Here is a 16199-nt window from a genome sequence, read left to right as displayed (position 1 = left end):
CGGAAAGGATTTTTCCATGCTGGCTGAACCTCTTGCCCTGTTAATTGCCGCTGCAGTGTTTGCCTATGCGTTATTTTCCCGCAAAACCGAACAGGTCGCGCTGACCGCGCCGATGATGTTTACCGCTCTGGGGATTTTGCTCGGGCCGGCCTGGCTTGACTGGGTAACCGCAGAAATCGACGGTAAAGGCCTGATGGTGCTGGCAGAGTTTACTCTGGCGCTGATTCTGTTTGTTGATGCCAGCCAGATTGAACGCGCCCATCTGGTCAGATTTGAAGTATTACCTATCCGCCTGCTGGCGATTGGCCTGCCATTAACCATGGCCGCCGGTACGCTCGTAGCTTATCCGTTATTCAGTGGTGGCTGGTTACTGGCCGCCTTACTCGCCATTATGCTCACCCCCACCGATGCGGCACTGGCCCAGTCTATTTTTAATAAAAAAGACATTGATGAGTCGCTGCGCCATTCCATTACAGTGGAAAGCGGCCTGAACGATGGCATTGCGTTGCCGGTTTTATTATTTGTTATGGCGCTGCTGGCATCCAACACAGCAACGGATGTCGATCATCTGCACTGGCTGTTATTTATCAGCAAACAGTTTGTTATTGGCATTATCTGCGGTATTGCAACCGGGCGGATCGGTGGACTGCTGACCGAAACCGCCGCCCGGCGTCAGTGGATGACGGCTTCATTCCAGCGCTTATCAGCCCCGGCACTGGCTCTTCTGGCATACAGCGGGGCTGAGATTCTTGGTGGTAACGGCTTTATTGCGGTGTTTCTCGCCGGGCTTTTTCTGCAGTCACATCACACTCTGGTACTGCAGCGTCTGAAAGAATTTGGTGAAGCCGAAGGCCAACTGCTGAGCCTGACCATGTTCTTCCTGTTTGGCCTGATTTTTGTGCCCGATGCCCTGCCACATATTACGCTTAACAGCTGGATTTACGCCCTGCTGAGCCTGACCCTTATCCGCATGATTCCGGTATTTATCAGCCTAAGCGGCAGCGGCCTGCCATTACGGGCGCGGATGTTTCTCGCCTGGTTTGGCCCGCGCGGTATTGCCAGTATTCTGTATCTGCTATTGGTCAGCGAGCAGCTCGGGTTCGGCAGCAGCAATCCGGATCACGCCGAACTCTTCGCCACTACGGTACTGACCGTGCTGCTCAGTATTTTTATTCACGGCATTTCGGCGCGCTTTTTTACGCGTCTTAGTGTGGATAACAAACCGACATAGCTAACACTCTGTCCTGAAAATGCAACGACCCTGCGCTACAACAGCTCCAGGGCGCATAAACGCTGAGGTCAGCCTCAGGACATGAAATAACGGCCACTTTGTCAGCTGGCTGAAATTTGCCTGATATCAATAGCCTTATGGCCCGGATTGAGTACCCTTGGCAGCACAGCATTTATTCTGCCTCCCTGTTTGTTTTATCCCTTTTTCTGTCTTAAGGAGTTTGTGCCATGGAAACGAAAAAAATTCTCTCTGCCGCTGCCGTTATTCTCGCTGCGGCCGGCACACTGGCCTGGACTTTATTTAACCCATCATCACTGCCCGAAGGCGTGGTTGAAACCAACGGCCGGCTGGAAGCCGAACAGGTGGAAGTGGCCACCAAAACCGCTGGCCGGGTAGCCGAAGTTCTGGTCAGTGAGGGTCAGCTGGTCGCCGCTGGTGATTTGCTGGTACGCATGGATAACCAGCAACTGCTGGCGAAAAAGCGCGAAGCCGAAGCACAGATTGCCCAGACTGAACTGGCCGCCGAGGAAGCCGCTGCTGCCGTAGCCCAACGCCAGAGTCAGTTAAAACTGGCTAACGCCGAATTAAAACGCGCACAGACTCTGTTTAAACAAAAAGTTGCCCCGCAGGACAAACTGGATCAGGCCGAAGCCCAGCAGGAATCAGCAAGCGCGGCCCTGCGTCTGGCTCAGGCTACCGAAAAACGCACCCAGGCCAGCATCGAAGCGGCACGCGCCGGTCTGCAGGAATTACAGAGCCTGCTCGACGACACACAGATTTACGCACCGCGTAACGGCCGTGTGCAGTATGTATTGGCACAACCGGGCGAAGTTCTGGCCGCTGGCGGCCGGGTGATTACCCTGCTGGATATTTCCGATGTGTATATGACCATCTTTTTACCGGCCACTCAGGTTGGAAAGCTGGGCATTAATGACGAAGCACGACTGGTACTCGACCCGATTCCGGAATATGTGGTGCCGGCGCGGGTGTCGTTTATTGCCGGTGATGCGCAATTTACCCCGAAATCGGTAGAAACCAGCGAAGAGCGCAATAACCTGATGTTCCGGGTAAAACTCAGCATTGATCCGCAGTTACTGAAACTGCACGAAGAAAAAGTAAAAACCGGCGTGCGCGGCAGTGCCTATGTGCGTACCGACAGCAGTCTGGAATGGCCGAAAAATCTGGCCGTACAACTGCCCTGATATTCATATCCGCCAACAATCGTCTGTAACAGCAAAGACTGCTTCAGACCCTGACCTATGAATACAGGTATGGATACAGATATGGATCAGCAAGCGTTCAAAAGCATTGTCAGCGCACGCGGCTTAAAACACCTTTATGGTAAGAACCAGGCGCTGGCACCGCTGGATATTGATATTCCCGCCGGGGTAATGGCGGGTTTTATCGGCCCTGATGGCGTGGGTAAATCCACACTGCTGTCATTAATTACCGGCGTCAGCCAATTGCAGCAGGGGCAGCTGACGGTACTCGGGGGCGATATTAATAACCGCCGCCACCGCAATGCCAGCCTGCCACGCATTGCCTATATGCCACAGGGTTTGGGCAAAAACCTCTACCCCACGTTAAGCGTGGCGGAAAACCTGGATTTTTTCGGACATTTATTTGGTCAGGATAAAGCCGAGCGTAACCGCCGTATTCAGCGTTTAACCCAAGCCACCGGTCTGGCACCTTTTCTCGAACGCCCGGCAGGCAAATTGTCCGGCGGCATGAAGCAAAAACTCGGTCTGTGCTGCGCATTAATTCACGACCCCGATTTATTGGTACTGGATGAGCCCACTACCGGCGTTGATCCGTTATCACGTATGCAATTCTGGCAGCTGATTCAGGAAATCCGCCGTGAGCGGCCGCAGATGAGCGTACTGGTCGCCACCGCTTATATGGAAGAAGCGCAGCAGTTTGACTGGCTGGCCGCCATGGACGATGGTCAGATTATTGCCACCGGCACACCACAGGAATTACTGCATAAAACCGGCTGCGATACGCTGGAAAAAGCCTTTATTGCCCTTTTACCGGAAGAAAAACGTGCCGGTCATCATGAGGTGGTGGTGCCCCCGGCGGTGCAGCACGACGGTCCGCCGGCGATTGAAGCACGGCATTTAACCCGGCGTTTTGGCGATTTTATTGCAGTGAATGATGTTTCCTTCCGCATCCAGCGCGGCGAGATATTCGGCTTTTTAGGTTCCAATGGCTGTGGCAAAACCACTACCATGAAAATGCTGACGGGGCTTTTACCCTTCTCATCCGGTGAAGCGCGTTTATTCGGTCAGCTGCCGCAGGCCAACGATATGGAAACGCGGAAAAAAGTCGGCTATATGTCGCAGAGCTTTTCGCTGTACAGCGAAATCAGCGTACGCCAGAACCTCGAACTGCATGCCAAACTCTATGCGCTGGAAGAGCAACAGGGATCGGCGCGTATTGCCGATGTACTGGAAGAATTCGGCCTTAATGAAGTACAGAACAGCCTGCCGGAAAGTCTGCCTTTAGGTATCCGCCAGCGTCTGCAACTGGCGGTTGCGGTATTGCATCAGCCGGATATTTTAATTCTGGATGAGCCAACCTCCGGCGTTGACCCCGTAGCGCGTGATCAGTTCTGGAGTCATTTAATCCGCCTGTCGCGTGAACAGGGCGTGACCATCTTTATTTCCACCCATTTTATGAACGAAGCCGAGCGCTGCGACCGTATTTCACTGATGCATGCAGGCAAAGTGCTGGCGGTGGGAGAACCCGCCGAACTGGCGCAACAGCGTGGCAGTGCGTCACTGGAAATTGCCTTTGTTGATTACCTGCGCGAAGCCGCAGGCCTGACAGACAGCCCGGCTAACAGTGACGTTTCAGTGGAGACACTGGCGGGGAATCCGGATATTCCCGAACAGGACATGTGCCAGAAGCCTGTACGCCAGGCCTTCAGTCTGCGCCGTTGGTGGGCCTATGCCTGGCGTGAAACGCTGGAAATTCAGCGCGATCCTATCCGCCTGCTGTTTGCCTTATTCGGCCCGCTGTTACTGATGCTGACCTTTGGTTATGGCATTTCTTTTGATGTCGATAATTTAAAATACGCGGTCATCGATCAGGACCAGTCACGGGAAAGCCGTATGCTGCTCGAAGGACTATCCGGTTCGCGTTATTTCGACGAGCAACCCGCACCACTGGATTTTGCTGATGGTATGCAGCAATTGCGCAGTGGCAAACTGAGCATGCTGGTTGAAATCCCGCCGGATTTTGGCCGCCATTTATTACTCGGCTGGCAGCCGGAAATTGGTGTATTGATTGACGGCGCCATGCCCTTTAAAGCGGAAACCAGCGCCGGTTATATTGACGGCCTGATGCTGCAGGAATTACAGGCGATGGCCGCCGCCAGTCCGCAGGCATCCGGGCTCAGTTTACCGATGTCGGTCAGCACCCGCTTTCACTTTAACCAGTCCTTTAAAAGTGTATTTGCCATTGTGCCCGGCGTGGTCATGCTGATGCTGGCGCTGATTCCGGCGATGATGACTGCACTGGGTATTGTGCGGGAAAAAGAAACCGGCTCTATTGCCAATTTCCGTTCTACCCCGGTCACCCGGCTGGAGTTTTTGCTTGGCAAACAGGCGCCTTATATTGCCATTGCCTTTTTAAGCTATATCACCCTGCTGTTAATGGCCGTGCTGCTGTTTCAGGTGCCAGTGCGCGGTTCACTGTTGACACTAAGCAGTGGCGCATTGCTGTATGTGTGGGCGACCACAGGTTTCGGTATGGTGATTTCATCTTTTACCCGTACTCAGGTTGCCGCCTTATTTGCCGCCGCGGTACTCAGCATTTTACCGGCGGTGAATTTCTCCGGTTTATTAACCCCGGTATCGTCATTAACCGGTGCCAGCCAATGGCTGGGGCTGGGTTTCCCGTCGGCCTGGTTTCAGCAGATCAGCATGGGCAGCTTTACCAAAGCCCTGACCTTCTCCCAGCTGTGGCATAACCATCTGGCACTGGCTGGCTTTGTGCTGCTCTTTACCCTGCTGGCCTGGCTCGGCCTGAATAAACAGGAGCGTTAATTATGCGTGTAAAAAATATCGCTCAGCTGGGCATCAAAGAGTTATTCAGCCTGAAAGCCGACCCGGTACTGTTGCTGCTGATTATTTATATTTTTTCGGTGGCGGTTTATACCGTGGCAACCGGGGTCAATTTTGAGGTTAAAAACGCCTCGGTCGCGGTGGTTGATGATGATAACTCTGCGTTATCGCGGCAAATTACTGCCAGCCTGCTGGCACCGGAATTTCAGCCTGCGGTGCGCATTGCAGCCTCCCGTATGAACGAAGTGCTGGAAAATGGCGAATTTGTCTTTGTGCTGGTGTTTCCACCGGATTTTGAGCGTGATCTGCTGCAGGGTAAACAGCCTGAAGTACAGTTAAATGTGGATGCTTCCGCCATGACCCAGGCCGGTAACGGCGCCGTGTATATTCAGCAGATTATTCTCGCCGAGGCCATTCATGCTTTGGCTCCGACGCTGAACTTTGCCGACCAGCTGCCGGTTAAAATCAGCGTGCGTAAGCTGTTTAACCCGAATTCCAGCTCAGCCTGGTTTAACTCGGTAATGCAGGTGATTAACAGTGTGACCATGCTCGGTATTATTCTTACCGGTGCAGCCCTGATCCGTGAACGCGAACACGGCACCATCGAACATTTGCTGGTGATGCCGGTCACTCCGGCAGAAATTATGCTGGCCAAAATCTGGGCCAATGGCCTGGTGATTTTAATCGCGACCCTGCTGTCACTCTGGCTGGTTGTGAATAAGCTTTTGGCGGTGCCCATTCATGGCTCGGTGACTTTATTTGCCCTGGCCTCGGCGCTGTACCTGTTTTCGGTAACATCACTGGGCATTATGCTCGGCACCCTCACCCGCTCCATGGCACAGTTCGGCCTGCTGATTATTCCGGTGGTGGTGATTATGTATCTGCTGTCGGGCGGTACGACACCGCAGGAAAGTATGCCGGATGCGCTGCGCTGGATTATGCAGCTGTCGCCTTCCACTCATTTTGTGGCACTGGCGCAGGATATTCTCTATCGCGGGGCGGGCATTGAGAGTGTGTGGCCATTACTGCTGATATTACTGGCCATTGGTGCGGTCTTTTTCAGCGTGGCACTGGCACGCTTCCGCAAAGCCATTGTCAGTATGGGCTGATGCGTTCAGCCCAACCGGATTTATTCGCCGCGGGCTTTTTTCCAGGGGTCCGGAGCTCCGGGTTTACGGGGTTTGGCGGCGGCGCTTTTTTGCTTCTGCGCCGCTTTGCTTAAGCCATCACCGGCTGCCATGGTTTTGAGCCGCCCGCGAATGGCTTCGACCTCAAGACCATCTTTAAAACCGATAAACACCGCCTCCACCTGTGCTCTGGCCCAGGGGGTGCGGCGCAGAAAGGTAAGACTGGAGCGGATGCTGGGGGTGGAGCGGAAACAGTTGATACGCACCAGATCGCTGAGCGTTGCCCAGCCGTACTGATCCACCAGCTGATTAAGCAGATTTTCCAGCGTAACACCCTGCAGATGGTCGGTTTTACGTGGTGCAGATGGAGTAGCAGGCGGGGTATCGGTCATGATTTTCTCTTCCGGGTTCGTACTTAAGGCGCGACCTTAGCAGATGAACAGACAGGCGCATAGGCCGCAAACTGGCGCTACAGACAAACACAGCGATACGAACACAAATACATACACAGGAAATACTGATGGACCTCTGGCAGGACGTAGCCCCAACAATTGATTTCAGTTTAGCCATTGATCTGCCACGTTTCTCGCAGGGGCTGGCGGATTCTGCGCGCATTCTCGATATGGGGTGTGGCTATGGCCGTATTACCGAACAGCTGCAGCGGGCGGGTTATCGCAATCTTTATGGTGTGGATGCATCCGCAGCAATGATCAGCCGTGGCAGGGAGGAATTCCCACAGCTGCAGCTGTTACACAGTGATGATCCACTGGCTCAATTTCCGGCGGATCACTTCGATGCCATTCTGGCCTGTGCCGTTTTAACCTGCATCCCCTGCCAACAGGAGCGCAGCACGCTGATCCGGCAACTCTGGCAGTGGCTTAAACCGGGAGGCTGCTTATATCTGGCTGAATTCTGCCATGCTAATGGCGTAAGATTTATGTCCGGATTTGGTATCGATATGTGGCACAGCCGCCCTGCGGAGCTGCGCGCACTGCTCACTGGATTCAGTATTGAGGAGGATGAAATCCGCACAGAAAAAACACTGTCCGGTCAGTCAGCACTGAGCTGCCATCTGTTTGCCCGTAAGCAAGCGTCTTTTTACCCCTGAACAACCAGAGACTACCCGGATTCAGGCAGCCTCCGGGCAGCAGAAACTACTCGACCGGCTGCGCACATTCCGAATGCGAAGGCTCAAATTTACAGCGGATTTTACGCTGCAGCGTCAGCATATCACCGTCGTAATAATCACGGTCACGCAGGGCAATCCGCGCCTGCTGCATCATCAGCTGGTATTCGGCTTTGTCTTCCGCTGAAATATCAATCCACAGATTATCCGGCACATCACCGGTCTGACGTTCTACTTCTTTTTCAATAGCGGCAAAGCGGCTGTAAAAATTCTCACGCACCAGCTGGGCAATTTCAGTCGGGAATTTATCTTTACGGCCAATTAACTGCAGCGTTAACTGCGAGAACGGATAATTCACAATGCCGCCTTTATCGCCGATACCGCGGTACAACTCCATAATGTTGTAGGCCACCAAAGGCGCCGGCAATACATCCACAGCGCGGTTATTAAACTTACTGCCGGCACTGACTACGCTGGTCGGCACCGGATTGGCACCCAGCTGCAGAATCATTTCCGCCTGCACCAGATCGTAATCCATCACCGCCACGCGCTTGCCTGCCGCTTTCGCCAGCGTGCTGATCTGCTTATCGTTGACGAAAATATAAGCCGCACCCATAGGGGCAAAACCCATCACCACAAACTGGCCTTCTTCCATACGCGGTGCATTTTTCGGATTGACCAGTACTTTCATCAGCATATTCATATGCCTGGATGACGGAATCGCACCAATGGCATCAATGGTGCCGGTAAATTTATTAAATAAACGCGCGCGGATACCGGTAAATAAAGCAGCATCGCACTGACCGGCTTTCAGATCATCGGCCAGCACCCCTTCATTGGTGTAGGCCTCCATATTAATAACCACTCCCATATCCAGCATCCGTGCCTGCTGATCCAGTGCAGCCGCATAAATAGGCCCGGAGCGGCCCAGAATATCCCAGACGCAAACCGTTCGTGGCGGAATATTGCCATCAACCAGTGTATTGCCATACAGCTGCTTAATCGCATCAATGCGTTCATGTTCGGTCAGCGCCGGATTCATCGCTTTTTTGTGCAGGGCCTCTGCAGATACAGCGGAACCGGTGGTGGATTGTGCGGCATACGCGCTGCCGGTCAGCAACACGAGGGAAAACAGCAGAGATCGGATCATGAGAGGGCCTGCGTTTTGAATTGTTATTATTGTGCTACCTGGCAGTACTTATCCGGCCAGACACGGCATGCACGATAGTAGCCTGATGCTGCGGTCAGCAGCAGGTGAAAAAAAGCAACGATAGGCATGTTTTTGGCCGGATCGGCCATGCTCTGCCAGCACGACTGGCCAAAGGCCAGCCTGACAATAACTGACAAAATACATAGCAAGATCATAAAACTGACACCAAACCGTCATGCCAGAGCCTTAGCCTCTCACGCCTGTACAGACATCAACCAACAGTAACCCCGTGAGATCTGCCATGAAACCGTTAAGCCGTATTATTGCCCTCAGCAGTCTGGGTCTGGTGACCTTGTTGAGCGGTTGTCAGGATGACGACAATAAAGACTCAGCCAAAGCCATCGACCTGACGATCCTGCACACCAACGATCACCATTCTTACTTTGAAGGCCAGACCTACGACCTGAAGCTGGACTACAACACCAGCACCAGCGCGCCGGAAAATGTACGGCTTAACCTGGGCGGCTTTGCCCGTATCGCCAGCGCCATCGGTGAATACCGTGATGACAATACCCTGGTACTGAACAGCGGTGAATTAAACGGCACCCTGTATTTCAGCCTGTTTAAGGGCGAAGTGGATTTTAAAGTCTTCAATGCCATTGGTCTGGATGCCTACGAACTGGGCAACCACGAATTTGATGAAGGCGAAAACCGTCTGGCCGAGCTGATTGAGATGGCCGAATTCCCGGTGATCAGCGGTAATATTCACCCGACCAGCAGCAGCCCGTTGTACGGTTCAGACATTCAGCCGTACGTGATTAAAGAAGTGGATGGCGAACTGGTTGCTATTCTCGGTGTATTAAAAGTTGAGAAAACCCGTGAATCATCACTGGTTACCGACGCCGTTGAATTTGATGAAGAAATTGCCTCGGTAAAAGAGCATGTCAGCAGCCTGCAGCAGAAAGGCGTGAATAAAATTATCGTGCTGAGCCATCTGGGTTACGACTTTGACCAGATTCTCGCCGCCAATGTTACCGATGTGGATATTATTATCGGTGGCGATACCCATGATGTTCTCGATTCCAGCGGCGAACTGAGCAGTATGGGGATTGATGTTCACGGTACCTATCCGACCGTAATTATGAACCCGGCCGGTAAACCGGTTTATATTGCCCAGGCCTGGGAATATGCCAAGGGCCTTGGCCGTATGAATGTTTCCTTTGATAAACAGGGCGAAATTACCACCATCAACGGTAATTTAGAATTACTGGTTGGCGCACCTTATCAGGTAAAAAATGACAGCAATGCCTGGGTGGATGCCAGTGCAGAACAGCAAACACAAATTAAAGCCGCGATTCAGAATCTGAAAACCATACGCGAAATAGCTCCGGACAGCCGTATCGAAGATATTCTTGCACCTTATAAAACCGAACTTGAAACCTTTAAAAATTCATCACTGGGCACAGTGACCAACACTATGCCGTTTACCCGCATTCCACAGCCATTTAATCATGGTGACACGCCATCGGGCAGTTACGCAGCACAGGTGGTAGCGGATGCGTTTATGCAGTATCTGCCGAAAGCTGATGTTGCGATTCAGAATGCCGGCGGTGTACGTGCAGAAATGGCCAACGGTAATTTCACCGTAGCCGATGCTTACACCATTCTGCCGTTTTCCAATACCGTGGTTACCATTGACATGAGCGGTGCCGATATTGTGAAAGTGCTGAACGAAGGTCTGGATTATGCACAGGGTGTTTCCGGTTCAACCGGTGCTTTCCCGTATTCATCCAACCTGCGCTATGACGTAACTCTGGGGGCTGCGGCCGGAACCGGTATTCACAATGTCGAAGTGCGCAACCGTGCCACAGGCGTGTGGAGCAATATTGATATGGCTGCGACTTACACCGTTGCTACCAACTCGTTTACCGCACTGGGTAAAGATGGCTATAACACCTTTGCCGATGTACGCGCGGCTAATCCGGCGGCTTTCGAAGAATCCGATGTGGCCTACGCGGTACCGTTAATTGAATATTTCCGCGATTTTTTAACCGACAATATTTTACCACCACTGGATGCGGCCAATTACTGCATTAAATCGGTCAACGTTGCGCCTTAGCCTCTCCCCTAAGAAGATTATCTGCAGCCTGATCACACGTATTAAAAAAATTGTGATCACCGGCCCGGCATTATGCCCGGCCGGTTTTTTTATATCTGCAACTGACTTTACTGAATGCCACAGCTGTCCCACAGTTTTTAATCAGCAGCATAAGTAGCAAAAACATTGTTTTTAACATCAAGGCCTGCTGCCTCCCAGGGGAACTTATCCCCTTGCCGGCGGGCCGACCCCAGCTTCGCGCTTTCTGGGCCGTCACCCTTGAAACCTTGATATTTACTGGCCGCGCGCCTCATCGGCCATCCATGGCCGGAGCCACTTGTCCGCATCCCTGCGTACAGACCAGACATACCAGCGGTTTCTGCGGCGGCCCCAGAGGCGCAGAAAACCGTCACCGCAATGCCGTTTTTCAAATCAAACGCATTCTTTTAAATATCATGTCTCAAACACGGTTTCCTATGAAATACGGCTGAGCGGATTACTGTAACCGGCGATCGTGCGGCGCCAGTCAAGCAGATGATTCTGCGGCCTTCAGAGCAAAACCCTGCCCCGGAACGATACAAATGCTTGCTGTTTTAAAGCGTCGTTCCGGGGCGAATTGTTTTGCGTGCCGCATAATCATTGCAGTTGGCTGGATGAAGCCGGACGCGCCGAAAAGAGAGGATCGTAAGGAGATACCTCTCCTTGCAGGGGGGCCAGGGGCTTGCCCCGGAAAGGCGTTTCAGATTGAAAAGCAGTAGTGTTACTGAATGCGGTTTTTCGCTTCGATCCACTGCGCCATATACTGCGTGCTTTTTAAGCTGTGATGGCGCAGCATCATGCCGTAAAAATGCTGCTGACGGTGGGCCTGAATATTCTTACCGATAGCGGCCAGACGCTGCTGTAAACGCGGCGCATGTTCAGCAAAAGAAAAACGTGAACTGATCAGATTAAGTCCGTTTTTCTGTAGCCGCAGCCACTGCGTTTCATCCTGATACAACGCCACCGCCTGCTGAATAAAGTCCTCAGCGCTATTGGCAACCAGTGCCGCTGCAGAGCCCGGAGCATACATACCTTCAGCACCAATGGCGGTCGTCACCGCTGGCGTACCGCATTCGGCGGCATCAATTAATTTGCCTTTTAGTCCGGCACCAAAGCGTAATGGTGCCAGCATCACCCGCGCCGAGCGCACTACCTGTTGTGCATCATCAGCCCAGCCTTTAACCAGAAAACCCTGGCGGGCATTATGCAGCTGGGTGGCTTTAGGCGGCGGATAAGCGCCATAAATATGCAGCTCAGCCTGAGGAAGTTGCTGGCGGATCGCCGGCCATAACGATTCTTTTAAATAGCGCACGGCATCCCAGTTAGGTTCATGGCGAAAGTTACCGATGCTGATAAAATGCTGACGCCGGGAAAAATCCGGCACAGTCTGTGCCGTGTTTTTTTCAGCCTGCATAAACGGCAGATACAACAACTGAGTGGCCGGCACATTAAATTGTGACTGCAGCCAGTCCATTTCAAATTCAGAAATCATCAGGCTCAGATCACAACGCAGAATGGCAGCGATTTCGCGCACGGCCAGCTCACTGTGCATAAATTCTGCCGGTGGCTGAATCACCGGCTGTTGCGGGTCGGCTTTAATCATCGCTGCGCGCGCATAACGCAGACAGTGCAGGTCTTCGGTATCGAGAAGACGTAACGCCTCAGGGCAGTATTTTTCCACCCGCCAGCCGAACTGTTCTTCCATCATAAAGCGGTCAAACATCACCGCATCAGGTTTAAGCCGTTGAATAAAGTCATCGAACGACGAACTGTTCAGCGCCAGCTTATGTGGCTGAATATTCAGCGCCGGTAAATCGGCGGCATGTTCACTGAACTCGGCCGGTGAACCATAGTGCACGGCATAACCATCTTGCTGCAGCGCCTGAATCAGCTGCAGCATACGGCTGCCCGCCGCCGAGGAATTGGGTTCGGGCCAGACATAGCCAATCACCAGCAGTGTTTTCGCCGGCGCGGTCGTTTCGGGGGAAGTATTGAAATCAGTCATCGGCGGATTATAGCGGCCGCAATGCCCCGACCGCCATCGCAGATAAAAAGGTTAAAACCAGCGCAACGGATACGCACGACGGTTGATCATACGGTGGTAGATCACGCCGAACAGTACAATCAGCACGGCTCCGCTAAGCACCGGAGTCAGTAAAAAATCCCACTCAGGAACCGTCAGCATAACCAGCAATGGATTCGCTCCGGCCGGCGGATGCAGAGTATTGGTCAGCACCATCAGGCTGACTCCAAGCCCAGTCGCCAGCCCCAGTGTCAGCGGGCTGACCTCTGCATAATGCAGCATCAGCAAGCCGATCAGAGCGGTCAGCAGATGGCCACCGATAATATTGCGCGGCTGTGCCAGCGGACTGTCGGGCAAGGCAAACAGAATCACCATGGTGGCACCAAAAGGCGCCATGATCAGCAGGCTGTGCTGCCAGTGCTGCAGTAATGCCAGGCTGCTGATACAGAGCATTGCCCCGGCGCCGGCCAGTAAAGCTGCCCTGAGCGAGGTTATGGATGGGTGGCGTAAAAGATGAAGCATAGTGTCTCCTGTGATAACGGCTGTAGCGTTAAGCTCAAACAAATAGACCGATCGGTCTACCTTAAACACAAGGTAGACAAATCGGTATACCTTTGTCAATATCGGCATATCAGCGGAGCCTTACCATGACCGATTCTTCACCGACACCATCAGCAGTCAATGCTGTACCCGCCAAGCAGCAACAGCTGATACAGACCGCCTTTGCTTTGTTTTACCGTGACAGCATTCATGGCGTTGGCATTAATCAGATTCTGCAGGAAGCCGGTATTGCGAAAAAAACCCTGTACCACCACTTCGCCAGTAAAGATGAACTGGTACTGGCGGTGCTGGCCTATCGCGATGAGGTATTTTTTAACTGGCTTGAACAACGTATCCGCAACGCCAGCAGCACAGAAGATACGGTGCAGCACTGGTTTTCCGCTCTGGATGACTGGTTTCATAACCGTGTGGCCGAGTTACAGGAATTCCGCGGTTGTTTTTTTATGCACAGCGCTGCCGAATTTACCGACCCTGCCCATCCGGTTCATCAGCACTGTGCGCAGCATAAAACCCGCCTTGTCAGCATGCTGAGCAAACACCTGGGGCAATGGCTGGATAGCAGAAAAGCAAAAAAGCTGGCGGATGATTTATGTCTGTTAAAAGAAGGGGCGATTGTCTGCGCGCAGGTGCAGGGCAATAAAAAAGCCGCCCGGCAGGCGGCTTTAATAGCTCAGGGCTTACTGATAACAGCCCATTAACGATTTATTCCGCTGCGGGCATTTGCCGCTGTGGCCGCTCCAGTACTTCGCGATACCAGATCGGCCAGCCGCGACTGGCACGGATTAATAATTTAATGCCGTTGTTCAGTTCCTGCAGCTGAGCAGCCGACAGGTAATACAGCGTTTCACCCTGCGCATTGATGCCGTCTTTCTGTGGCTGAACACGGATGTCCGGCACGTGGAAGTCGCGCAGCCATTGCGGTGGCTTATTTTCTTCCAGCACCTCAAAGTGAACATCGCTAATACTGCAGTCGGCAACCGTTACCGTACCGGTCGGCCGCTTATTGCATTGTTCCAGCTGCGCCTGCAACGCGGCACGCTCCCGGTTGCATACACTCAATGCCGAGCTGCATTCCTGCAGCTGGCTGGCACTGCTCTGCTGATCCAGCTTTAACTGATCACGCTCGCTGCTGACCTGCTGCAGCTGATGTTTCAGGTCATTCACCCGGTACTCTTCTGCCGCCATTAACTGCTTGTGCGTACTGGTCAGCATCACGCACCCCGGCAGGAAAAACGGCAGCGCCGCAATAAACAGACTCTTGCCCGGTTTCATTGGCTGCCCTCCCATACCAGAAAACCATCAATATCTTCGGCCAGTAATTCATCCAGTTGCTGCTGACTGCGTTCTGACCCCTGCTGCTTAAGCGCCCTGAGTAAACTCAGACGGTCATTAATACGCTGATTAATCACCAGCAGCTGATCACGCCCTGCCTTTAAGCGGTTAAAGGATTCGATCTGTTCGTTCAGCTCACGGGTACGCTGGGTGATGGTGTTATTCAGACCTTCGACTTTGCCCTCAGCCTGATCGGCCTGCCGCTTTGCCGCATCACGCTGTGCTTCAGCCTGAATACGCTGGTTATTCAGTAAGGCATTGGCCGTCTTCAGACCATCCTGCTCACTGCGGCAGTTACGAAGCTCGTCCTGTATCGCGCTGAGCTCCTGCTGCAAAGGACATTCCGCTGGGTTAAACACCTGATAAACCAGTGCAGAACCAAGGGCGGCAATAATGGCGAGGTAGAGATAATCTTTCATCGCGCTTCCCTGTTAGATTATTGTTATTCCTGTACCGACTCTGCCACAGAATATACGGCGGTAAAACTACTCATTCGCCACGCCCGACATTGTTGTTAAACTGCATTTTAAATACCGGGCACCTCTGTCCGCGTTATTCACCACCAGCTCAGGCATCGTGAGGTTATTGTGCTGTTACTCGCCAAAATTCTGGTTACTTTCTTAACCGTTGTGCTGCTGGCCAAAGTGGCCGAACGTATGAGCCCGCGCCATGCCGGACTACTGGCCGGTTTTCCGCTCGGGACAGCGATTGCACTGTATTTTTTCGGCTGGCAGCAGGGACCGCAGTTTGCCGCCGACAGCGCGGTATTTACCCTGTCCGGCCTGACCTCTGCTATTTGTCTGGCCTATGGTTACTGGCAGGTAGCTAAACGTAAACCTGGCATGCAATGGTTACCGCTGGCGGTGCTCAGTGGCTTTGCCTGCTTTTTTGCCGCCAGTCTGATTCTGCAGCAATTACCGGCCAACCGCTGGCTGAGTCTGGCGGTGGTGGTTGCCGCCATCTTTTTATTCCGCACGCTGTTTAAAGATATTGCCGAACAGCAGATTGACCGCAGTCAGCCACCGGCCAATAAGCTGGCCGAATTATTATCCGGTAAGGCTGCGACTCTGCTGTTCCGTGCCAGTATTGCCACAGCATCAATACTGCTGATTACCGGCCTTGCCGATCTGCTTGGCCCGACCCTCGCCGGCTTGCTGGCGGCTTTTCCGGTGAGTTTTTTCCCGCTGATGCTGATCCTGCACATCAGCTACGGCGCCGGGGTGCTTAACGCCACCATCAAACATTATCCCGATGGTATCGGCGCATTAGTGGTTTATGCGCTGGCAGTCAGTTACCTGTATCCACTGCTTGGCCTGCACTGGGGAACGGCCGCCTCGCTGCTGTGTTCGGTAGGCTACTTACTGGTTTACTCACACCTGAGAAATAAATCCCGCGCCTGAGAAATCCTCCCGCGCGCGAAGAAATAACGTCAGTCTGAAAAAGCA

General features: G+C 53.0%; 14 protein-coding genes. 8 read left to right on the top strand and 6 right to left on the bottom strand.

Annotated features, from left to right (window positions below; translation table 11 throughout):
- The first annotated feature begins 16 nt into the window (after positions 1-16).
- The 4 genes from HUF19_RS04320 (at position 17) to HUF19_RS04305 (ending at position 6407) form a co-directional block, all read left to right on the top strand.
- The gene (locus tag HUF19_RS04320; RefSeq protein WP_260998656.1) at positions 17-1231 is read left to right on the top strand and encodes a cation:proton antiporter; all 1215 of its coding nucleotides are present in this window, start codon (positions 17-19) and stop codon (positions 1229-1231) included.
- A gap of 227 nt (positions 1232-1458) precedes the next feature.
- Positions 1459-2433 (top strand): HlyD family secretion protein, encoded by a 975-nt coding sequence (locus tag HUF19_RS04315; RefSeq protein WP_260998655.1) that lies wholly within the window; start codon positions 1459-1461, stop codon positions 2431-2433.
- A gap of 81 nt (positions 2434-2514) precedes the next feature.
- A complete protein-coding gene (rbbA, locus tag HUF19_RS04310) occupies positions 2515-5280 on the top strand; it encodes a ribosome-associated ATPase/putative transporter RbbA (protein WP_260998654.1) in 2766 nt (921 codons plus the stop codon).
- A 2-nt stretch (positions 5281-5282) separates the two neighbouring features.
- Positions 5283-6407, top strand: a complete 1125-nt coding sequence (locus HUF19_RS04305; protein ID WP_366516537.1) for an ABC transporter permease — start codon at positions 5283-5285, stop codon at positions 6405-6407.
- 20 nt (positions 6408-6427) lie between these two features.
- Here the strand turns inward: HUF19_RS04305 and HUF19_RS18445 are convergent, their stop codons facing one another.
- A complete protein-coding gene (locus HUF19_RS18445; RefSeq protein ID WP_436317746.1) occupies positions 6428-6817 on the bottom strand; it encodes a VF530 family protein in 390 nt (129 codons plus the stop codon).
- A gap of 128 nt (positions 6818-6945) precedes the next feature.
- Between HUF19_RS18445 and HUF19_RS04295 the strand changes: the two genes are divergently transcribed.
- Positions 6946-7533: a class I SAM-dependent methyltransferase gene (locus HUF19_RS04295; RefSeq protein ID WP_260998653.1), complete on the top strand. Its 588-nt coding sequence runs from the start codon at positions 6946-6948 to the stop codon at positions 7531-7533.
- A gap of 46 nt (positions 7534-7579) precedes the next feature.
- Here HUF19_RS04295 and HUF19_RS04290 read toward each other — a convergent pair whose 3' ends face one another.
- Positions 7580-8701 (bottom strand): putative solute-binding protein, encoded by a 1122-nt coding sequence (locus tag HUF19_RS04290; protein ID WP_260998652.1) that lies wholly within the window; start codon positions 8699-8701, stop codon positions 7580-7582.
- A gap of 301 nt (positions 8702-9002) precedes the next feature.
- Here HUF19_RS04290 and HUF19_RS04285 point away from each other — a divergent pair, with 301 nt between their 5' ends.
- Complete coding sequence (locus HUF19_RS04285; RefSeq protein WP_260998651.1) at positions 9003-10820, top strand: 5'-nucleotidase C-terminal domain-containing protein; 1818 nt, start codon at positions 9003-9005, stop codon at positions 10818-10820.
- 739 nt (positions 10821-11559) lie between these two features.
- Here HUF19_RS04285 and HUF19_RS04280 read toward each other — a convergent pair.
- Positions 11560-12843, bottom strand: a complete 1284-nt coding sequence (locus HUF19_RS04280) for a glycosyltransferase (protein ID WP_260998650.1) — start codon at positions 12841-12843, stop codon at positions 11560-11562.
- A 51-nt stretch (positions 12844-12894) separates the two neighbouring features.
- The gene (locus HUF19_RS04275; RefSeq protein WP_260998649.1) at positions 12895-13383 is read right to left on the bottom strand and encodes an HPP family protein; all 489 of its coding nucleotides are present in this window, start codon (positions 13381-13383) and stop codon (positions 12895-12897) included.
- Between the two features lie 125 nt (positions 13384-13508).
- Here HUF19_RS04275 and HUF19_RS04270 point away from each other — a divergent pair, with 125 nt between their 5' ends.
- Positions 13509-14120, top strand: coding sequence for a TetR/AcrR family transcriptional regulator (locus tag HUF19_RS04270; protein ID WP_260998648.1), 612 nt, complete (start codon positions 13509-13511; stop codon positions 14118-14120).
- Between the two features lie 4 nt (positions 14121-14124).
- Here HUF19_RS04270 and HUF19_RS04265 read toward each other — a convergent pair whose 3' ends face one another.
- Positions 14125-14694, bottom strand: coding sequence for a hypothetical protein (locus tag HUF19_RS04265; protein ID WP_260998647.1), 570 nt, complete (start codon positions 14692-14694; stop codon positions 14125-14127).
- A complete protein-coding gene (locus HUF19_RS04260; RefSeq protein ID WP_260998646.1) occupies positions 14691-15173 on the bottom strand; it encodes a hypothetical protein in 483 nt (160 codons plus the stop codon). Before HUF19_RS04260 ends, HUF19_RS04265 begins: the two co-directional genes overlap by 4 nt.
- 168 nt (positions 15174-15341) lie before the next feature.
- Here HUF19_RS04260 and HUF19_RS04255 point away from each other — a divergent pair, with 168 nt between their 5' ends.
- The gene (locus HUF19_RS04255; RefSeq protein ID WP_260998645.1) at positions 15342-16154 is read left to right on the top strand and encodes a hypothetical protein; all 813 of its coding nucleotides are present in this window, start codon (positions 15342-15344) and stop codon (positions 16152-16154) included.
- Positions 16155-16199: the final 45 nt, after the last annotated feature.

Origin of the sequence: Thalassolituus hydrocarboniclasticus (assembly GCF_025345565.1) — a bacterium.
In the GTDB taxonomy this organism is placed as follows: Bacteria; Pseudomonadota; Gammaproteobacteria; order Pseudomonadales; family Oceanobacteraceae; genus Venatoribacter; species Venatoribacter hydrocarboniclasticus.
Note: the sequence above shows the minus strand (reverse complement) of the source record. Positions and strands in the feature narration are given on the sequence as shown.